Raw genomic sequence first — 20,749 nt, 5'->3', positions numbered from 1 at the left:
CTCTAGCCGCTCTAGCCGCTCTAGCCGCTCTAGCCGCTCTAGCCGCTCTAGCCGCCCTAGCCGCCCTAGCCGCCCTAGCCGCCCTAGCCGCCCTAGCGTTTCCATTCGCCATAGCAGACCTAGGGGCTCCTAGCACCTCTAGCAGCGCTAGATCCCCTAGCCCCACCAAGGCTCTTACCGGCGCTAGGGGCCCTAGCGTCCCCCGGCGGCCCTGACAAGCCGAGCGTCCCCTAGCGGGCCGAGAAGCCCCTAGGGATCTAGCATCGCTGAGGTCCTAGAGGTCCTAGAGGTCCTAGAGGTCCTAGAGGTCCTAGAGGTCCTAGAGGTCCTAGAGGTCCTAGAGGTCCTAGAGGTCCTAGAGGTTCCGGGCGGCCCCTCGGTATTCCTATTGGGTCTAGCAGGCCCAGCGACCCTAGCGGTGCTAGGGGTTCTATCGACTGTCGCAGACCTAGTGGGCCCAGGAAACCTGGCGGGGCTAGAGGCGCTTTCGAGACTCGCAGTCCTATCGATATGCGAAGTCCTAGCGGGCTTTGAGTTGCTAGTGGGCCTCGCAGTCCTAGCGGGTTTAGAGGGTCTAGTGAGTCTTGGGGTTGCCGGGTGGCGGTGGGGTGGGGGTGTGTTGGGTGTGGTTGGTGGGGGGGGCGAGGGGGCGGGGGCCTGGCGGCGAGGGGGCGGCCGCGGGCGGCCCCAATCCGCCCTGGGCGGCCCCGGGCGGCCCAATCCGGCCCGGGCGGCCCCCGGGCGGATTGGGGGACGCGGGGGTGGGGGTGGGGTTAGGGGGTGAGGAGGCGGGATAGCCAGCGGGCTCGGGCGGCTCGGGCGTCGCGGGACAAGGTGGTGTGGGGGGCGATGCCGTCGAAGCCGTGGAAGCCGCCGGGCCAGACGTGCAGTTCGGCGACGCCGCCGGCCTGCCAGATGCGTGAGGCGTAGGCGACGTCCTCGTCGCGGAAGGTTTCGGCGGAGCCGACGTCGATGAACGCCGGGGGCAGGCCGGACAGGTCGGTCGCGCGGGCCGGGGCCGCGTAGGGGGAGACGTCGGGGCCGCCGCGCGCGTCGCCGAGCAGGGCGGTCCAGCCCGCCTCGTTCGAGGCGCGGTCCCAGACGCCGAGCCCGGCCATCTGGTGCGACGAGGGCGTGTCGTTGCGGTCGTCGATCATCGGGCACATCAGGAGCTGTCCGACGAGCGCGGGCCCGCCCCGGTCGCGGGCGAGCAGCGCGAGCGCAGCGGCGAGCCCGCCGCCCGCGCTCGCCCCGCCGACGATCACCCGCGCGGGGTCGACGCCGAGCTCCTCGGCGTGCTCCACGGCCCAGACGAGGCCCGCGTAGCAGTCCTCGACGGGCCCGGGGTGCCGGGTGCCCGGCGCGAGCCGGTACTCCACCGACACGACAGCCGCGCCGACGCCCTCGGCGAGCTCGAGAGTGTCGGGGAGCCCGACCTTGTTGTCGCCGATGACCATGCCGCCGCCGTGCGTGTGGTAGATCAGCGGGTACGGCGCCTCGACGCGGGTGGGCAGGCAGATCAGCAGCGCGATGTCGGGCGCGCCCTCGGGCCCGGGGACGAACCGCTCCTCGATCGTGTAGGCCCCGTCGCGCGAGAACGACTCGGGCGACGGCTGCTCGACGGCGGCCGCGAACGAGTCCTTGAGCTTGTCGAGGTCGGCGAAGGCGTCCGGCGGGAGCGCCTCGTTCATCACGCGGAGCACGGGCGCGAGCTCGGCGTCGAAGGGCGGCGGCGGTCCGACCGGCGTGCCGGACGCGGAATGTGCTGTAGTCATCGTCGACTCCCAGGGGTGGTGTGACCGGAGTCACCATGGTCGCCGTGCGACGGCCTGAAGTGCGCCCGCCGCGCGGCGGATTCTACCCGCCATCTGGCGGGTCACCCCTCCCCGCCGGACGCCGCCCGCCGTTTGGCGGCGATTCGCGCGGGGATGGTCGAAGGAGAGAACTCGGGGGAGGAACCGTGGCGTCGCAGCACATGCCCCAGCCGGGGGCGACACACCCCCCGTCGACCAACGGAAAAGCCCCACACTCGCGCCCCGACGACGTCACCCGGCACGCCGCCCGCCCAGGCAAGCCCGCCATCCCCGACGACGTCGCCCGCCCGGTCGAACCCGTCGTCCTCGATGACGTCGCCCGCCCCCTCGCCCGCCCGGGTGAGCCCGTGATCCTCGACGGTGTCGCCGGGCACGCCGCGCGCTCGGGCGAGTCCGTCGTCCTCGACGGCGTCGCCCGCCCCCTCGCGCGCCCAGGCGAGCCCGTCATTCCCGACGGCGTTGCCCGGCACGCCGCGCGCCCGGTCCAGCCCGTCGTCCGCGACGCCGCGCGCTTGGGCGAGCCTGTCGTTCTTGACGGAGCGGTCCCGCCGAGGGGGCACGAACTTGGGCAGGGGACCGTGGTCGTTAACCGGGAGCTGGCCGACACCACGGGCCCGCACGCGCGCTCCCGCAGGCACCTGGAGATCGCCCTTCCGGAAGGATCTTCCTACCAGCCGGGAGACTACCTGGCGGTTCTCCCTCGCAACCCTCCGGAGGTCGTGGACCGCGCGCTGGCCGCCTTCGGCCTCGCCCGAGACGCCCCCTTCACCCTGCACGGCATCCCCCTCACCGCGGCCGACCTGCTCACCGCCCACGTGGCCCTGACCGAGCCCGCGACCCCCGCCCGCGTCGAGCGCCTCGCGGTCACGACCCACGCCGTCCTCGCGGCGGCCGAGTCGAGCGGTCGCGCCATGGTCGAGGGGATCAGAGGTGGGAGGGGGGTTACGGTGCTTGAGCTTGTGGAGAGGTTTCCGGGGGTGGATTTTGCGGGGTTTTTGGGGCTGCATGGGGCGCTTGTGGCGCGGAGGTATTCGATCTCGTCGTCGCCGCGGTGGGATCCGGGGCGGGTGTCGTTGACGGTGGCGGTGGTGCGGGATGCGGCGGGGGCGTTCGGGGGGTCGGCTTCGACGTACCTTGCCGGCGTTGTGCCGGGGGAGGCGGTGCGGGTCGGCGTTGTGCGGTCGGGGAAGGCGTTCCATCCGCCGGAGTCCCTTGCGACGCCGATGGTGATGGTCTGCGCGGGTACCGGTGTCGCGCCGTTCCGCGGTTTCCTCCAGGATCGTGCCCTGCGCGCCGCGCGCGAGGGCGTGACGCCCGCGCCGTCACTGCTGTTCTTCGGCTGCGACCACCCCGACGTCGACTTCCTCTACCGCGACGAGTTCGCCGCGTGGGCCGCCGCCGGGATCGTCGAGGTGCGCCCGGCCTTCTCCGCCGCGCCGCGCGACGGCGTCCGCTATGTCCAGGATCGGGTCTGGCGCGACCGCGTGGACGTCATGAACCTCCTGCGCCGCGACGCGGTCTTCTACGTCTGCGGCGACGGCCGCCGCATGGCCCCCGCCGTCGCCGACACGTGCGCCCGCGTCTACGCCGAGGGGACGGGCGCGACGCCCGGCGAGGCCGAGGAGTGGCTGGCGCTGCGCCTCCACCACGGCCGCTACCGCAGCGACGCCTACCTCTGAGCGCGGCATACCCGGCACAATGACCGGAGCCGACCGAGGAGGACAGCAGTGAGCCAGGGCTGGACGCCGCCGTCGTTCTCCTACCGGACCTTCGCCGCGTTCTTCGAGGACCTGGCCGGGCGCGGCGCGCTGCCCGCGCGGCTCGATCTCAGCGCCGTCGCCGGGTATCCGCCGTCGGTCGGCCCGCAGCTGCTCGACCTGCTCGAGCGGATGGGCCTGCTCGACGCCGACGGCACGGTCGCGCCAGGCCCGATGCGCGCGGTCGTCTCCGGACGCACCAAGCGCAGAGACTTCCTACGGGCATGGGCACGCGAGGCGTACGCCGAGCAGCTACGCCTTGTGGAGGCGGGTGCGCCAGAAGAGGAGCTGCACGCGAGCTTCGCCGCGTTCGGCTACCGCTCGCACAAGGTGCCGCGCGCGGTCCGGTTCTTCCACGAGCTGCGCGCCGACCTCGGCCCGCTCACCCGCGTCCGCCCATGATCGGCCCGGGGACGGGCAGGTCGGCGCGTGCCACGTCCTCGGCGGGCCAGTTCACCGACGGTGCGGACAGGCCGTGCGCGTGCCAGTCGTGCACCGAGGAGGTCGGGACGGTCAGCCGGCAGGTCCGGTGGGCGGCCGCCTGGTCGTAGCGCGGCCCGTCGAGGGCGACGCGACGGGTCCAGCCGCGCCCGAGCGCGTCCCTGCACCAGACGGGGTCGCCCGCCGCCACCTGGGGGAGCGGTCCGGTGAACGCGAGGAGTTCCGGCCGGGTCCGGTCGCGTGCCGACGGGCCCGAGCGCGCGGACGGACCCCGCATCGCACCCCCGTCACGTCGTCGCACGCCGGTGCCTGCGCGGGCCGTGTCAAGGGGGCCCGGGCGTGGCAAGGCGAACCTATCTACTACAAGTATGTAGTAGATCATCGGACATGTCGACTGTGCCAGACTTGCGCCACCCCCGGCCGAGAAGGTGAGCATGTTCGACCACTTCGCGTACTCAGTTCTCGTCGCGCCCGCCCTCGTGCTGCTCGGCGCGTGGCTGCTCGCCGACCGGCTGAAACCCGCGGTGGCCGTCAAGGTGTTCGCGTGGTCGGCGGTCACCGCCGCGGCGTGCGCGACGGTGAACGTGCTCGCGTTCGTGCTCAAGGCGGTCTCGGAGCTGTCGGCGGTCGCGGCCTGGGGCGGCTGGTCGGCCGAGGTCGTCAAGGCCGACACCGCGCACGTGCCGTGGGCGACCGGGCTGTCCGTCGTCTGGTTCGCGGTCAGCTCCGTCGCGGTGCTCGTCGGCTGGCGGCGCTACCGCGCGTCGCTGCGCGCGGCGTGGGAGGAGATCGACCACATCGAGGGCCACCTCGAACCCGGCGACCTCGAACCCGCTGACGCCGACGTCGTCGTGCTGCCCGACGACCGCGTCGACGCGTTCGCGCTCCCCGGCAAGTCCGGCGACGAAGGCAGGGTCGTGGTCACGACGGGCCTGCGCGACGCCCTCGCCGCGCCCCAGTTCGCCGCGGTCCTCGCGCATGAGCGCGCCCACCTCGACGGCGGCCACCACCAGCTCGTCTGGTTCACCCGCCTTTCCGCCTACGCGAACCCGCTGCTGTGGCCGCTCGTGCGCCGGGTGTCCTACCTGGTCGAGCGGGCCGCCGACGAGGAGGCCGCGCGCGCCACCGGCAGCCGTGGCGACGTCGCGCGGGCCATCGCGCACGCGGCGCTCGCGGTCAAGGAGACCGGCGCCGGCCCGCGCCCGCCCGGGCTGCTCGCGATGAGTTCGCCGCCCGGGGTGGTGCCGCGCAGGATGGCCGCGATGACCGGCCCCGAGGTGCGCCGCCGCTGGCTGCTCGGCGTGCCGGTGGTGCTCGCCGCGAGCACGATCGTGTGGACCGGCGAGTGCGCCTACGACCTGTACGAGCTGCTCGCCTACTCCTCCGACGAGAACGACTGACGGCCCGGGCACCCCGCCCCCCCCGTCCCTGAAGACCCCCGGTGCCGCACCGGGGGTCTTTCCGTGTGCCCGCCGCGCCCGGAAACGCGGTCGCCGACAGAGCCGGACGGCCCCGGCGCGCCGGTGTTTCCGTCCGGTTTCCTGGCGGGTTGACAGCCGCCGCGCATCCACTACAAGCTTGTAGGAGTTTAGCTTAGCCTTACCTAACCGGCCTGCTCCGTGGCCCGCACGGAGACGGAAACCGGCTGCTTCGCCATGCCGGAAATCCGGTCGTCCCGCCCCCCAGGAGGCACACCCATGTCCACCAACCCCTTCGACGACGAGAACGGCACGTTCCTCGTCCTGGTCAACGCCGAAGGCCAGCACTCGCTCTGGCCGGTGTTCGCCGGGACCCCCGAGGGCTGGACCGCCGCGCACGGCCCCGACACGCGCGCGGCATGCCTGGAGTACGTCGAGCGGAACTGGACGAACATGCGGCCCGCGAGCCTCGTCGCCGCGATGGCCGAGGACCGGACGGCCTGACCCGTCCCGCGCCGCCCGCACCGTTGTCGAAGGCTGAGGTCCCCATGTCCCTGACCCCCTCTCCGTCACCCGATCCGCTCGCCGTCGCGGCCGCGCTCGCCAGGCGCGCGGCAGGGCCGTACGTGGTCTACGAACGGCACGGCGTCTGGACGTTCGCGACCGACGCCGTCGCCGAACTGCGCCTCGACCGGGAGCGCGTGACGCTCGTCCACGGCGCCGCGGTGCGCACCGAGAAGACCGGCCCGCACCCGCTCCGCCAGGTCGCCGCGCTGCTCGCCGAACTCGGCGCGGACCTGCCGTGGCGCAGCGCCTACGGCTGGGCCGCGTTCGAACTCGCCCACCTGCTGCACGGCGAGCCCGCCGCGGCCGGCCCGGACACGCTGCTGCACCTGCTCGTCCCCGGCCGCGAGATCACCCTCCGCCCCGACGGGTCGGCCGCCGTGTCCGACGCGTCAGCGCGGGCCGAGTACGCCGCCGCGCTCGCCGCGCCCGCGCCGCCCGCCGCCGCGCCGCGCGACCCCGCGGTCTTCCGCGACGTCGCCGCCGACGCCTACAAGGACGCCGTGTCCCGGGCCGTCGCCGACATCAACGCGGGCCTCCTGGAGAAGGTCATCCTCTCCCGCGTCGTGCCGGTCCCCGGCGAGATCGACCTCCCGGCCACCTACCCGGCGGGACGGCGCGGCAACGACCCGGCCCGCTCGTTCCTGCTCGACCTCGGCGGCGTCCGCGCCGCAGGATTCAGCCCAGAGACGGTCGTGGAGGTGAAGCCCGACGGGGCCGTCTCCACCCAGCCGCTCGCGGGCACCCGCAGCCTCGTCGGCGACCCGGACACCGACCTCGCGCACCGCCGCGACCTGCTCACCGACCCCAAGGAGGTCTTCGAGCACGCCATCTCCGTCCGGCTCGCCCAGGACGAGCTGCGCGCGCTGTGCAAGGACGGCTCCCTGCACGTCGCGGAGTTCCTCGACGTCAAGGAGCGCGGCAGCGTCCAGCATCTCGCGTCGCGGGTGTCGGGCGTGCTCGCCGACGGCGTCGGCCCGTGGGACGCGTTCGCCGCGCTGTTCCCCGCCGTCACCGCCTCGGGCATCCCCAAGCCGCCCGCGCTCGACCTCATCGCCCGCCAGGAGAGCGAGCCGCGCGGCCTGTACAGCGGCGCGGTCATCGCGCTCGACGCGCACGGCGGCCTTGACGCCGCGCTCGTGCTGCGCTCGGTCTACGCCCGCGACGGCCGCACCTGGCTGCGCGCGGGCGCGGGCGTCGTCGCGATGTCGACGCCGGAGCGCGAGCTCGAGGAGACCAACGAGAAGCTGCTCAGCGTCTCGCGCTTCCTGGTCCCGGCCGCCGCGCAGGGCCCCGACCTTTCCGCCGACTCCCTGCGCGCGCTCGCGGCCCGCCTCACCGAGGAGGAGCCCGAGGACATCGCCCTCGAGGACAACCTGTTCGAACTCGGCCTCGACTCGATCGCGCTGATGAAGCTCGTCGGGACCTGGCGGCAGGCGGGCGTCGAGGTGAGCTTCGCCGACCTGGCCGAGCGGCCGACGCTCGACGCCTGGACCAAGCTGCTCGGCGCGCGCCCGCCCGCCGCCGCGCCGGAACCCGTCGCCGCCTCCAACGGCTCATATGACGGCACCTTCCCGCTCGCCGTCCTCCAGCACGCCTACTGGGTGGGCAGGGGCGCGGGCCAGCGGCTCGGCGGCGTCGCCGCCCACCTGTACACCGAGTTCGACGGCGCGGACGTCGACCCCGACCGGCTGCGCGCCGCGATCGGCCTGCTGGTCGAGCGGCACCCGATGCTGCGGGTCGTGGTCACCGACAACGGCCGCCAGCGCGTCGCGCCGGTCTCGGGCTGGCGCGGGCTCACCGTCCTCGACCTGCGCGACGCCCCCGACGACGAGCGCGCCGCACGGCTGGAAGAGCTGCGCGACGGGTGCTCGCACCAGACGCTCGACATCGAGGCGGGCGAGGTCTTCTCGACCGCGCTGACCCTGCTGCCGGGCGGGCGGACGAGGCTGCACCTCGACGTCGACATGGTCGCCGCCGACGCCGTCAGCTACCGGGTCATGCTCGCCGACCTCGCCCGCTTCTACGCCGACCCCGACGCGGGCATCCCGCCGCTCGCCTACGACTACCGCTCCTACCGCGCCGCCCGTCCCGCCGCGCGCGCCGAGGCCGCCCGCCGCGCCGCCGCCTGGTGGCGCGACAGGCTCCCGACGCTGCCCGGCGCGCCCGACCTGCCGCGTGCCCTGCGCGCGCCGGACGGGCCGCCGCGCGTGACACGTCGCGCGGTCACCCTGACCTCGGGGGAGAAGGCCGCGCTGGAGAACGCGGCGCGCGCCCACGGCGTCACGCCCGCCATGGCCGTGGCCAGCGCGTTCGCCGAGGTGGTCGGCGCGTGGAGCGCCGAGCCGCGCTTCCTGCTGAACGTGCCGCTGTTCGACCGCGAGCCGGTCCACCCCGACGTCGCGGGCCTGGTCGGCGACTTCACCAGCTCGGTCCTGCTGGAGATCGACCTGAGCGCGCCCGAGGCGTTCGTGGACCGGGCGCGACGGGTCCAGGCGCGGATGCACGCCGACGCCGCGCACGCCGACTACACCGGCGTCGAGGTGCTGCGCGACCTCACCCGTCTGCACGGCGAGCAGGTCATCGCCCCCGTGGTGTTCACCAGCGCGCTGGGACTCGGGGAACTCTTCGACGGGAACGTGCGCGGCGCGTTCGGCGAACCGGCCTGGATCGTCTCTCAGGGCCCGCAGGTGCTGCTCGACGCGCAGATCACCGAGCTGAACGGCGGCCTGCTCGTCAACTGGGACTCCCGGGAGGACGAGCTCGCCGACGACGTGGTCGACGCCATGTTCGCCGCGTTCACCGGCCTTGTCCGTCGCCTCGCCGCCGACCCCTACGCCTGGCGCGAGCCCGCCGGGGGGTTCCTGCCGGACGGGCAGCGCGAGCGCCGCGCCGCCGTCAACGCGACGGACCGGCCGCGCTCGGGCGCGCTGCTGCACGACGGGTTCTTCGCCCACGCGGCCGCCGCGCCCGAAGCACCGGCCCTGCTGGGCGACGAGACAGTCTCCTACGGGGAACTCGCTGACCGGGCGCTGCGCGTCGCGGGGGCGCTGGTCGCGCGCGGGGTGCGGCCCGGCGAGCCCGTCGCGGTGACGCTGCCGAAGGGGACCGACCAGGTCGCCGCGGTCCTCGGGACGCTGGCGGCGGGGGCGTCGTATGTGCCGATCGGCGTTGAGCAGCCCGAGGCGCGCGTCGCAAGGGTCGCGGCGCGCACCGGCCACCGCGTGGTCCTCGCCGAGTCCGGCGACGGCCTCGTGCTGCCGGTGGCCGAGGCGCTGACGGCCGAGCCGCTCGCCGCGCCCGTCGCCGTCCCGGAGGAGGCCACCGCCTACATCCTGTTCACCTCGGGCTCGACCGGCGAGCCGAAGGGCGTCGAGGTGCCGCACCGCGCGGCGATGGCGACCATCGAGGACCTCATCGACAGGTTCACGCTCGGCCCCGCCGACCGCACCCTCGGATTGTCGGCGCTCGACTTCGACCTGTCGGTCTTCGATCTCTTCGCCCCGCTGTCCGTCGGCGGCGCGGTGGTGCCCGTCGCCGAGGACCGACGTGACGCCGCGCGCTGGGGCGCGCTCGTCGCCGCGCACGGCGTCACGGTGCTCAACTGCGTGCCCGCGCTGCTCGACATGCTCCTCGCCTCGGGAACACCGCTAGGGCCGACGTTGCGCGCGGTGCTGCTCGGCGGCGACAGGGTCGGCGTGGACCTTCCCGCGAGGCTCGCCGCCGCGGCGCCGGACTGCCGGTTCACCGCGCTCGGCGGCACGACCGAGACCGCCATCCACTCGACGTTCCTCGAAGTGACCGGGCCCGTCCCCGCCGACTGGCACTCGGTCCCGTACGGGGTGCCGCTGGCCAACGTGCGCTGCCGGGTCGTGGACGCCGTCGGCGCGGACCGGCCCGACTGGGTCGCCGGGGAGCTGTGGATCGGCGGCGCGGGCGTCGCGCACGGCTACCGGGGCGACCCCGAGCGGACCGCCGACAGGTTCGTGGCGCACGAGGGCGGCCGCTGGTACCGGACCGGCGACCTGGCCCGCTACCGGCCCGACGGGTGCCTTGAGTTCCTCGGCCGCCGCGACGACCAGGTGAAGATCAGGGGCTACCGGATCGAGCTCGGCGAGGTCGAGGCCGCGCTGGCCGCCGACCCCGAGGCCGCCGCCGCGGCTGCCGCGATCGTCGGGACGGGCGGCGCGCCGGTGCTCGGCGCGGCGGTCGTGCCGGTGCCTGACGCGCCCGACGGCGTCGCCGCGCGGATCGCCGCCCGGGCCCGCGAGCTGCTGCCGCCGCACATGAACCCGAGCCGGATCGTCGCGCTCGACGCGCTGCCGCTCACCCCGAACCGGAAGGTCGACCGCAAGGCGGTCGCCGCCGCGCTCGAGGCCGAAAGCGGCGAGGCCCACGGCCCGGCACCCTCGGGGGCGCTGGAAGAGGTCATCGCGCTGGTCTGGCGGCAGACCCTCGGCCTGGACAGGCTCGGCGCGCGCGAGGAGTTCTTCGCGGTCGGCGGCGACTCGGTGCTGGCCACCGCCATCATCGCCCGGCTGCGCGACATGCTCGACACCGCGTCCCTGTCGGTCCGCGCGCTGTTCGGCGCGCCGACCGTCGCGGGCCTGGCCGCCGCGCTCGTCCGCGACCAGGCCCGGCCCGGACGGCTCGAGGAGATCGCCGAGCTGGTCTGGGAGATCGAGTCGCTGAGTGACGCCGAGGTCGCGGCGCTCATGGACGAGGAGGACGCGGCGTGAGCGGCCTGCTGGAAGGAGCCGCCCCCTGGCCCGAGGAAGCCGCGCGGGCCTACCGCGCGGCGGGGGTGTGGCGCGGCGAGACCCTGGGCGACCTGCTCGCCGCCTGGGCCAAGCGGTCCGGCGACGCCGTCGCGATCGTCTCCGGCGCGGACCGGGTCAGCTACCGGGAACTTGACCTGCGGGCCTCGCGGACGGCGGCCGGGCTGCTCGCGCTCGGCGTCAGGCCGGGCGACAGGTTCGTGGTGCAGCTCCCGAACACCGCCGAGTTCGTGACCCTGCTGTTCGGGATGCTGCGGATCGGCGCGGTCCCCGTCATGGCGCTGCCCGCGCACCGCCGCACCGAGATCCTGCACCTCGCCGAGCTGTCCCAGGCCGTCGGGTATGTCACCGCCGACGCCCGGGAGGGATTCGACTACCGGGACCTCGCCGCCGAGGCCGTCGCGGCGGTGCCGAGCCTCAGGCATGTGCTCGTGCTCGGCGACCCCGGCCCTTACACCGCGCTCGCCGACGTCTCCGCCGACCCGGCCGCGCTCGCCGACGCCGCGCCCGTCGCGGCCTCGGACGTCGCGGTGCTGCTCATCTCCGGCGGCACGACCGGACGGCCCAAGCTCATCCCGCGCACCCACGACGACTACGCCTACAACGCCCGCGCCAGCGCCGAGGTGTGCGGGCTCACCGAGGCCGACCGCTACCTCGTCGCGCTGCCCGTCGCGCACAACTTCCCGCTCGCCTGCCCCGGCGTGCTCGGTGCGCTCGGCGTCGGCGGCACCGTCGTCATGACCGAGAGCCCGAGCCCGGACGCGGCGTTCCCGCTGATCGAGCGGGAACGCGTCACCGTCAGCGCGCTGGTGCCGCCGCTCGCCCGGCTGTGGGCGGACGCCGCCGCGTACGCGTCGCACGATCTGGCGAGCCTGCGGCTGCTCCAGGTCGGCGGGGCCAAGTGCGACGCCGACCTCGCCCGACGGCTGCCCGGCGCGCTCGGCTGCGCGCTCCAGCAGGTGTTCGGCATGGCCGAGGGGCTGCTGAACTTCACCCGCGCCGACGACGACCCAGAGACCGTCGCGACGACCCAGGGCCGCCCGCTCAGCCCGCACGACGAGGTGCGCGTGGTGGACGACGACGGCGACGACGTCGCGTCCGGCGCGATCGGGGAGCTCCTCACGCGCGGCCCGTACACGCTGCGCGGCTACTACCGGGCCGACGCCTACAACACCACCGCCTTCACCCCCGACGGGTTCTTCCGCACCGGCGACCTGGTCCGCCGCACCCCGACCGGCCACCTTGTGGTCGAGGGACGCGTCAAGGACGTCGTCAACCGGGGCGGTGAGAAGGTCCCGGCGACCGAGCTGGAAGACCTCATCCTCGCCCACCCGGCCGTCGGGCTCGCCGCGGTGATCGGGCTGCCCGACGACGACCTGGGCGAGCGGCTGTGCGCCGTCGTCGTCCCGGCCGCCGGAGCCGAGCGGCCGCCCAAGCTGAAGGAACTGAAGGCCCATCTGACGGCGCTCGGCGTGGCCAGGTTCAAGCTGCCCGACCGGCTCGTCGTGCTGCCGGAACTGCCGCTCACCGCTGTCGGCAAGATCAGCAAGCGGGACCTCGTGGCCCGCCTCACCAGCGAGGAAGGGCCCCGTCCGTGAGCACCAAGGACCCCGCGGCGCTGCGCCGCGCGCTGCTGCGCCGCCGTCTCGCCGAACGCGACCTCGCCGACGCGCCAGCGCCCGTCGCGGCGGCGGCGTCGGCGTCGGCGTCGGCCGGAGGAGTGCTGCCCGTCTCCGGAGGGCAGCACCGCATGTGGTCGCTCCAGCAGCTCGACCCGGGCACCACCGGCTACAACGTCAGGATCGCGCTCGACCTCGCCGGGCCGCTCGACGCCGACGCGCTCGTCGCGGCAGTCCACGGCGTGGTCGCCCGGCACGACATCCTGCGGACCACCTACCGGATGGGGGAGGACGGCGGCGTCGTCCAGGTGGTCCACGCCGAGCTGCCGCCCGTGGTCGATCACCGCGACGCGACGCCCGAGACCGTCGGGGAACTCTGCACGGCCCTGGCCGCCGCGCCCTTCGACCTCGCCAACGAATCGCCGCTCAGGATCGGCCTCTACCGGACCGGCGCGGACACCGCCACGTTCCTCGTCGTCGCCCACCACATCGCCTGGGACGACGCCTCCTCCGCGGTCTTCTACGGCGACCTCCTCGCCCTCTACCGGGGCGCGGACCTCCCGCCCGCGCGCCAGTTCGCCGACGTGTCCCGCACCCTCCCCACCCCGGACGCCGCCGCCGGCCTCGCCTTCTGGCGCAGCGCACTCGAACCGCTGCCGGAACCCCTGATCCTGCCCGGCCTCGCCGAGGCCCGGAACACGGGCCAGGAAAGACCCGGCTCCACGCAACCCGAGTTCCCCGCCGAACCCACCGGTGCCCGGGACACGGGCCCGGAAGGCTTCGCCGGGCGGCCCGGGTCCCGGGCCGGAGTCACCGGAATCGAGCGGGAGGGTGCGGATCAGGCGCGGGGGCTGCGGCCCGGTGCGGCCGCGCGGGTGCGCGGGCTTGCGCGGGCGCGGGGGACGACGGTCTTCATGGTGCTGCTCGCGGCCGTCACCGAGCTGCTGCACCGGCACTCGGGCGCGCGTGACGTGGTCGTCGGCGCGCCGGTCGTCAACCGCGACGTTCCCGGCGGCGACGAGGTCATCGGCTACCTCGGCAACACCATTCCGCTCCGGATGACCGTCGAGCCGGACGACACCTTCGGCACGCTCCTCGCCCGCGCCAAGGCGGTCTGCGTCGGCGCGTACGCCTACCAGGACCTCGACCTCGACGAGGTCGCCCGGGCCGTCGACCCCGACCGGACCCGCGCCGCGTCCGGGTTGTTCTCGGTCGTGCTGTCGCTGCGCGCGCCGGTCCTCGACCCGTTCCGCGCGGCGGGCCTTTCCGCGGTCCGCCGTCATGTGCCGGGCGACGACGTCAGGTTCGACCTGACCGTCGCGGTCGAGACCGACGGCGACGACATGTCCGTCGAGGCCAACCACCGGCGGCACGCCGCCGACGCCGTCACCGGAATGCTCGCCCACTTCGACGCGCTGCTCGACGCCCTGCTCGCCGACCCCGACCTGCCGCTGCGCGAGGTCGAGGCGCTGCCCGAGCGGGCGAGGCTGCTCGGCGAGTTCAACGCCACGGGGGACTTCCCGGTCGAGGAGCGGCTGTTCCCCGAGCTGTTCGCGGTGCGCCGAGCGGCCGCGCCCGCCGCCGTCGCGGTCGTGGACGGCGGCGTCGAGACCACCTACGCCGCGCTCGACGCGGCCGCCAACCGGCTCGCCCGGCTGCTCGTCGCGCACGGCGCGGGCCCGGAGACCGTCGTGGCGCTCGGCGTGCCGCGCTCGGCCGCGATGGTCGAGGCGGTGCTCGCCGTCGCCAAGGCGGGTGCCGCTTATGTGCCCGTGGACCCGGCCTACCCGGCCGAGCGGATCGCGCACATGCTGTCCGACGCGCGGCCCGCCCTGCTCGTCACGACCTCAGAGGCCGCCGCGACGCTCCCGCAGGGCCCGCCCGTCCTGCTGCTCGACGCGCCCGAGACCCGGGCGCGCCTCGCCGAGCTGTCCGACGCGGACCTCACCGACGCCGACCGGACCGCCCCCCTGCGGCCCGACCACCCGGCGTACGTCATCTACACCTCGGGCTCGACCGGCACGCCCAAGGGCGTCGTCGTCTCCCAGCGCGCGCTGAGCGCGCACCTCGGGTGGGCGCTGCGCCGCTTCCCCGGCCTCGCCGGACACACCCTCGTGCACTCGTCGCTGTCCTTCGACTTCACCGTCACCCCGCTCCAGGGCACCCTCGCGGCGGGCGGGACCGTCGAGCCGTGCGCGCCCGAAGAACTCGGCGACGCGACGGGCGCGGCGACCTTCCTGAAGATCACGCCGAGCCACCTTCCGCTGCTGCCTTCGGTGCGGTTCGCCGACTCGGGGCCGCGCACCCTCGTCATCGCGGGCGAGGAGCTGCGCGGGGAGGCCCTCGCCGCGTGGCGTCCGCCTGCCGGGCTCGACGTGATCAACGAGTACGGGCCAACCGAGACGACAGTCGGATGCCTGCTGCATCCAGTTTCGCCCGATGTGGGGGCGGGGTCGGTGCCGGTGGGCTCGCCCGTGGACAACACGGTGTGCCACGTGCTCGATGACGCGTTGCGGCTCGTGCCCGTCGGGGCTCCCGGCGAGCTGTACGTCGGCGGGGTGCAGCTCGCGCGCGGGTACCTCGACCGGCCGGGGCAGAGCGCCGCCCGGTTCGTCGCCGACCCGTTCGGGCCTCCGGGCGCGCGGCTGTACCGGACGGGGGACCTTGTGCGGCGGCTGCCGTCGGGGGCGCTTGAGTTCCTGGGCCGCGCCGACGACCAGGTGAAGGTGAGGGGCTTCCGGATCGAGCCGGGCGAGATCCAGGCCGTGCTGGTCGGGCACCCGTCGGTGGCCCAGGCCGTCGTGGCGGCGCGCGATGACGGACCTTCCGGGAGGTATCTCGCGGCTTACGTGGTCGCGGCGGAAGGGGTCGTTCCGGACGCCGAGACGCTGCGCGGGCACGTCGCCGCGGCGCTGCCCGAGCACTGTGTGCCCGCGACCGTGACGGTGCTCGACGCGCTGCCGCTCTCCCCGTCGGGGAAGGCGGACAGGCGGGCGCTGCCCAGGCCGTCGTTCGGGGAGGCGGAACCCGGCGACGCCCCGGCCCGCGAACCCGCGACGACCGCCGAAGCAACGCTCGCCAAGCTGTTCGCCGACGTGCTCGGCCGCCCCTCGGTCGGCCTTGACGAGTCGTTCTTCGCGCTCGGCGGCGACAGCATCGTCGCGATCCGACTCGTCGGACGGGCCCGCAAGGCGGGGCTGAAGATCACCCCGAGGGAGGTGTTCGCGCACCGGACCGTCACCGACCTCGCCCGGGTCGCGGTCCCGCTCGACGCCGCGCCGTCCGTCCCGGCCGCCGACGCCTCGGGGGTAGGGCCCGTCGCGGCGACGCCGATCGTCCGCGCGTTCGCCGAGCGCGGCCCGCTCGGGGACGCGCACCACATGTGGGTGCTGCTGGACCTGCCCGAGCGGCTTGACGCCGCCGCGCTCGAACGGGCCGTCCAGGCCGTCCTCGACCGTCACGACGCGTTGCGCGCGAGGCTCGACAGGTCGGGGCAGTTCGGCGGGACCCTTGAGTTCCGGCCTGCCGGAACCGTCGCCGCGTCGGGGGTGCTGCGCCGGGTGGGCGATCCTTCCGGCGACGCCGTCGCACGGGAGCGTGCCGCCGCCGTGGCCGGGCTCGCGCCCGCCGACGGGCGGGTGTTCGAGGCTGTCTGGCTCGACGGCGACGCCTCGGCGCTGCTGCTCGTCGCCCACCACCTCGTGGTGGACGGCGTGTCGTGGCGCGTCCTTGTCGAGGACCTCGCCGCCGCCTACCGGGACGCGGCAGCGGGCCGCGCGCCCGCGCTCGCACCCGTCACGACATCGTTCCGCACCTGGGCCGACGGGCTCGTCGCCCAAGCGGCCGCCCGCTCGCCCGAACTCCCTGCCTGGCGGGCGATCCTCGACGGGCCCGACCCGTCGCTCGGGTCACGCCGCGCCGACCCGGCCCGCGACACCTGGTCCACCGTCCGGACCACCACGGTTCGGCTGTCGGCCGCGACCACCGAGGCGGTACTGGGCGACGTACCCGCCGCGTTCTTCGCGGGCGTTGACGACGTCCTGCTTTCCGGACTTGCCCTCGCCCTCGCTGAGAGCGGGTCTCCCTCGACCGCCGTCCTCCTCGAAGGGCACGGAAGGAGGGAGGCCGCGGTGCCCGGCGCGGACGTCTCGCGGACCGTCGGCTGGTTCACCGCGCAGCATCCCGTCCGGCTTGACGCCTCGGGCCTCGACGTCGCCGACGCGCTCGCCGGGGGACCCGCCGCCGGAGCCCTGGTGAAGCGGGTAAAGGAGCACCTGCGCTCGCTGCCGGACCACGGCATCGGCTACGGCATGCTCCGGTACCTCGACCCCGACGGCCAGGCCGCGCTCGGGCCCTTGCCTGAGCCGCGCGTCGGCTTCAACTACCTCGGCCGCTTCGACGCCCCCGACGGCGGCTGGCGGATCGCCCGCGACGGACTCGGCGCCGCCTACACGCCCGACATGTCACCACCCGCCGGTCTTGTCGTGAACGCGGTCACCGAGGACACCCCCGACGGGCCGCGCCTGACCGCGCACTTCATGTACGCGTCCGGCGTGTTCACCGACGCCGAGGCCGCGGCGCTCGCGTCCGGTTGGACCCGCGCGCTTGAGGCGCTCGCCTTGCACGCCTCCGGCGCGGGCGCGGGCGGGCGGACCCCGTCGGACCTGCCCCTGATCTCCCTGAACCAGAACCAGCTCGACGCCCTCGAGGCCAAGTGGAGGAAAGCATGACCGCAGGAGGATCGCCGATCGAGGACATCCTGCCGCTGTCACCCCTCCAGAAGGGGCTGCTGTTCCACTCGGTCCTCGACGACGGCGCGGCCGGGGTCGACGTGTACGTCGCGCAGCTCGTCGTGGACTTCGCCGGGCCGTTCGACGCCGCGCGCATGCGCCGCGCGGTGAACGCCCTGGTCGCCCGGCACACCGCGCTGCGCAGCGCCTTCGTGCTGGATGTCGGCGACCCCGTCCAGCTTGTGCTGCGTTCGGTTGAGGTGCCGTGGATCGAGCTCGATGTGAGCGGCCCCGACGCCGAGGAGGCCGCCGACGCATTCGTCGCGGAGGACCGGGCGCGGAAGTTCGACCTCGGGGAACCGCCGCTGCTGCGCGCGGCAGTGCTGCGGCTCGGGCCCGACGCGCACCGCCTCGTCCTCGCCAACCACCACATCGTCATGGACGGCTGGTCGACGCCGCTGCTCATGCGCGACCTTTTCGCCCTTTACGCCGCCGACGGCGGTGACCCCGGCCTGCCGCACGCCGCGCCCTACCGCGACCACCTCGCCTGGCTCGCCGGACGCGACCGCGCCGCCGCCCTCACCGCGTGGAAGAGCGCGCTTGACGGCGTCGAGGAACCGACGCTGCTCGCCCCTTCCGTCCGGGACACGCCGGCCGTGCTGCCCGCCGAGCACGTCGAGACGCTTCCGGCGTCGCTCGGGGGCGCGCTCGCTGGCGTGGCCCGTTCCCTCGGCGTCACCGTGAACACCCTCGTGCAGGTCGCGTGGGGGCTGCTCACCGCCCGGCTGACCGGCCGCGACGACGTCGTCTTCGGCGCGACGGTCGCGGGACGGCCCGCCGACCTGCCGGGGGTCGAGGCGATGGTCGGGCTGTTCATCAACACGCTGCCCGTCCGGGTGCGGCTGCGGCCCGCCGAGTCGCTGGCGGATCTCGCCGTGCGCGTCCAGGCCGAGCAGGCCGACCTGCTGGACCACCAGCACGTCGGCCTCGCCGAGCTCCAGCAGGCCGCGGGCTTCGGCTCGGGCGAGCTGTTCGACTCCCTCGTGGTGTTCGAGTCCTTCCCGTTCGACTCCGCCGCGATCGATGCGGCGCTCAGCGCGGGCGGCCTCCGCGTGACGGGCGTGCGCCGCCCGATCTCGACCCACTACCCGCTGACCCTCATGGTGATGCCGTCGGCCGACGGGCTCGAGGTCACCCTCAAGTACCGGCCTGACCTGTACTCGGCCGCCGAGGCGGGAGACCTCGTCGCACGCTTCCGGCGTGTGCTCGCCGCGCTCATCGCCGACCCGTCCGCCCCCACCGCCGCAGCCGACCCCCTGACCGAGGCCGAGTCCGCCGCTCTCATCGCCCGCGCGCTGGCGGACACCACACTCGACGCCCCCGAGACAACGCTCACCGCAGCTTTCGAGGCAGTCGCCGACCGCACCCCCGACGCCGTCGCGATCGTGGACGGCGACACCACCCTCACCTACGCCGAACTCGACGCCCGCGCCAACGCCCTCTCCGCCCGCCTCGCCGCCCTCGGCGCGGGCCCCGACCACCTCGTCGCACTCCTCCTGCCCCGCTCAGCCGACCTCGTCGTCGCGGCCCTCGCCACCCTCAAAACCGGCGCCGCCTACCTCCCCATCGACCCCGCCTACCCCACCGACCGCATCACCTCCACCCTCCAAGACGCCACCCCCACCGCCCTCATCACCCCCGAAAACTTCATCCTCCCCACCCTCACCCCCACGTCCCCCGAAGGCCACCCACACCCAACCCCCGCCCCAACGCCCCTCGCGCCCCCTGCGGCCCTCGCCGCAGGCCGCGCGGAGCCCGCCGACGCCTCCGCGCCGCCCGCCCCCGCCCCCGGAGGCCGCGCGGCCGATGCGCCGGAAGATCTCGCGCGGCCCGTCGCGGCACCTGTAGGCGGCCCGCACCCCACCGCCCCCGCGCCCCTCGCGCCGCCCGCCGACGCGGCCGCAGGCCGCGCGGAGTCCGCCGATGCGCGCGGAGGTCTTGCGGTCCCCGCTGCCGCGCCGGTTCGTATCGGGCCTGACGCCGGGAGTTCGGCCGTCAGGCTTGGGCGGCGGGGCAGGGCTGATGCGGCCGCGTACGTGATCTATACCTCGGGGTCGACTGGGACGCCGAAGGGGGTTGTCGTGTCCCATCGGGCTGTCAGCGCGCTTATGGAAGCCGCTCGGGCGCGGTTCGCGTTCGGGGCCGATGACGTGTGGACGCTTTTTCACTCGTTCGCGTTCGACTTCTCGGTGTGGGAGACGTGGGGGCCGCTGCTGCACGGCGGTCGGCTTGTCGTCGTCTCGCACGGCGACTCCTGGTCGCCCGCTGATTTCCTCGGGCTGCTGTCGCGGCACGGGGTGACCGTGCTCAACCAGACGCCGTCGGCGTTCTTCCAGCTCGACGCGGCCGACGCCGACCAGCCCGGCACCCCGCTCGCGCTGCGGACCGTCGTGTTCGGCGGCGAGGCGCTCGACCCCGCGCGGCTCGCCGACTGGCACGCGCGCCGTCCGGACGGGCCGCGCCTTGTCAACATGTACGGGATCACCGAGACGACAGTTCACGTCACCTACCGCGCGCTTGACGAGGCGGCCTTGGCGTCGCCGTCGAGCGTCATAGGGCGGGGGCTGCCAGGGTTCGGCGTGCACGTGCTCGACGGCGCGCTGCGGCCCGTCCTGGACGGGGTGCCCGGCGAGCTGTACCTGAGCGGGCCGCAGCTCGCGCGCGGCTACCTCGGGCGTCCGGGGCTGACCGCCGCCCGGTTCGTCGCCGACCCGTTCGGCGCGCCCGGCTCCCGCCTCTACCGGACGGGCGACCGCGCGCGCTGGACCGCGTCCGGAGAGCTGGAGTACCTGGGCCGCGCCGACGACCAGGTGAAGATCCGGGGCTTCCGGATCGAGCTCGGCGAGATCGAGGCGGCCCTCGCGGCGGTCCCCGACGTGACCGGCGCGGCGGTTGCCGTCCGGACCGGGCCGTCCGGCCGCGCGCTCGCCGGGTACTACACCGGCAAGGCCGACCCGCGCGACGTGCGGGCCGCGCTCGCCGCGCGGCTGCCCGAGCACATGGTCCCCGCCTCGCTGACGCCCCTCGACGCCTTCCCGCTGACCGCGAACGGCAAGCTCGACCGTCGCGCGCTTCCCGAACCCGCCCAAAACGCCGTCGCGGGCCGTGCGCCCGCCGACGAGACCGAGCGGCTGATCGCCGGGCTCTTCGCCGAGCTGCTCGGGCACGCGTCGGTCGGCGCGGACGCCTCGTTCTTCGACCTCGGCGGCGACAGCATCGTGTCGATCCAGCTCGTCGCCAGGGCCCGCGCGGCGGGGCTCAGCCTCACCCCGCGCCAGGTGTTCGAGCTGCGCACGGTCGCCGAGATCGCCGCGGTCGCCCGGCCCGTCGCGCAGACCGCGCCGGTCGAGGCGGCGACGGGTGAGACGCCGCTGACGCCGATCATGCGGGCGTTCCTCGAGCGCGGCGGGCCGTTCGAGCGGTTCTCCCAGGCGGTCCTCGTGCCCGTCGCGCCCGGCACGCCCGCCGACGTGGTCGAGGCGGCGCTCCAGGCCGTGCTCGACCGGCACGACATGCTGCGCGCCGTCTTCCCCGACGGGTCCGACCACCTCGTGGTCCGGCCGGCCGG

Annotated in this window: 11 protein-coding genes (1 of these 11 only partly in view); 8 read left to right on the top strand and 3 right to left on the bottom strand. The window is 74.8% G+C overall.

Going from position 1 to position 20,749, the window contains the following annotated elements:
* Positions 1 to 773: 773 nt before the first annotated feature.
* A complete protein-coding gene (locus tag R9X44_RS30025) occupies positions 774 to 1,775 on the bottom strand; it encodes an alpha/beta hydrolase (RefSeq protein ID WP_319817699.1) in 1,002 nt (333 codons plus the stop codon).
* A 101-nt stretch (positions 1,776 to 1,876) separates the two neighbouring features.
* Complete coding sequence (locus R9X44_RS30020; RefSeq protein ID WP_319817698.1) at positions 1,877 to 2,374, bottom strand: hypothetical protein; 498 nt, start codon at positions 2,372 to 2,374, stop codon at positions 1,877 to 1,879.
* A gap of 18 nt (positions 2,375 to 2,392) precedes the next feature.
* Here R9X44_RS30020 and R9X44_RS30015 point away from each other — a divergent pair, with 18 nt between their 5' ends.
* Together R9X44_RS30015 and R9X44_RS30010 are read left to right on the top strand one after the other, a co-directional pair.
* On the top strand, positions 2,393 to 3,493 hold the full coding sequence (locus R9X44_RS30015; RefSeq protein ID WP_319817697.1) for a hypothetical protein: 1,101 nt from the start codon (positions 2,393 to 2,395) through the stop codon (positions 3,491 to 3,493).
* Between the two features lie 48 nt (positions 3,494 to 3,541).
* Complete coding sequence (locus R9X44_RS30010) at positions 3,542 to 3,973, top strand: hypothetical protein (protein WP_319817696.1); 432 nt, start codon at positions 3,542 to 3,544, stop codon at positions 3,971 to 3,973.
* Here R9X44_RS30010 and R9X44_RS30005 read toward each other — a convergent pair.
* Positions 3,954 to 4,289, bottom strand: coding sequence for a hypothetical protein (locus tag R9X44_RS30005; RefSeq protein ID WP_319817695.1), 336 nt, complete (start codon positions 4,287 to 4,289; stop codon positions 3,954 to 3,956). The two genes, R9X44_RS30010 and R9X44_RS30005, sit on opposite strands and share 20 nt — an antisense overlap.
* Before the next feature lie 157 nt (positions 4,290 to 4,446).
* Between R9X44_RS30005 and R9X44_RS30000 the strand changes: the two genes are divergently transcribed.
* The 6 genes from R9X44_RS30000 to R9X44_RS29975 form a co-directional block, all read left to right on the top strand.
* Entirely contained in the window at positions 4,447 to 5,412 is a 966-nt protein-coding gene (locus R9X44_RS30000) for a M48 family metalloprotease (RefSeq protein WP_319817694.1), read from the top strand.
* Positions 5,413 to 5,709: 297 nt separating this feature from the next.
* Positions 5,710 to 5,934 (top strand): MbtH family protein, encoded by a 225-nt coding sequence (locus R9X44_RS29995; protein WP_319817693.1) that lies wholly within the window; start codon positions 5,710 to 5,712, stop codon positions 5,932 to 5,934.
* Between the two features lie 44 nt (positions 5,935 to 5,978).
* A complete protein-coding gene (locus R9X44_RS29990) occupies positions 5,979 to 10,733 on the top strand; it encodes a salicylate synthase (protein ID WP_319817692.1) in 4,755 nt (1,584 codons plus the stop codon).
* Positions 10,730 to 12,370 (top strand): (2,3-dihydroxybenzoyl)adenylate synthase, encoded by a 1,641-nt coding sequence (locus R9X44_RS29985; protein WP_319817691.1) that lies wholly within the window; start codon positions 10,730 to 10,732, stop codon positions 12,368 to 12,370. Before R9X44_RS29990 ends, R9X44_RS29985 begins: the two co-directional genes overlap by 4 nt.
* Positions 12,367 to 17,121 (top strand): non-ribosomal peptide synthetase, encoded by a 4,755-nt coding sequence (locus tag R9X44_RS29980; protein ID WP_319817690.1) that lies wholly within the window; start codon positions 12,367 to 12,369, stop codon positions 17,119 to 17,121. The genes R9X44_RS29985 and R9X44_RS29980 overlap by 4 nt, the downstream gene beginning before the upstream one ends.
* Positions 17,118 to 20,749: the start of a non-ribosomal peptide synthetase gene (locus R9X44_RS29975; protein WP_319817689.1), read on the top strand. It continues 13,573 nt past the right edge of the window; only the first 3,632 of its 17,205 coding nucleotides appear in the window; the start codon lies at positions 17,118 to 17,120; its stop codon lies beyond the right edge, outside the window. The genes R9X44_RS29980 and R9X44_RS29975 overlap by 4 nt, the downstream gene beginning before the upstream one ends.

This window comes from Actinocorallia sp. A-T 12471 (assembly GCF_033875155.1).
Classification (GTDB): Bacteria; Actinomycetota; Actinomycetes; order Streptosporangiales; family Streptosporangiaceae; genus Actinocorallia.
Note: the sequence above shows the minus strand (reverse complement) of the source record. Positions and strands in the feature narration are given on the sequence as shown.

What these genes read in the sequence shown, in the direction of transcription:
- R9X44_RS30005 (WP_319817695.1), bottom strand. Translation starts at nt 4,289, where the DNA reads ATGCGGGGTCCGTCCGCGCGCTCGGGCCCGTCGGCACGCGACCGGACC.
- R9X44_RS30000 (WP_319817694.1), top strand. Translation starts at nt 4,447, where the DNA reads ATGTTCGACCACTTCGCGTACTCAGTTCTCGTCGCGCCCGCCCTCGTG.
- R9X44_RS30025 (WP_319817699.1), bottom strand. Translation starts at nt 1,775, where the DNA reads ATGACTACAGCACATTCCGCGTCCGGCACGCCGGTCGGACCGCCGCCG.
- R9X44_RS29995 (WP_319817693.1), top strand. Translation starts at nt 5,710, where the DNA reads ATGTCCACCAACCCCTTCGACGACGAGAACGGCACGTTCCTCGTCCTG.
- R9X44_RS29990 (WP_319817692.1), top strand. Translation starts at nt 5,979, where the DNA reads ATGTCCCTGACCCCCTCTCCGTCACCCGATCCGCTCGCCGTCGCGGCC.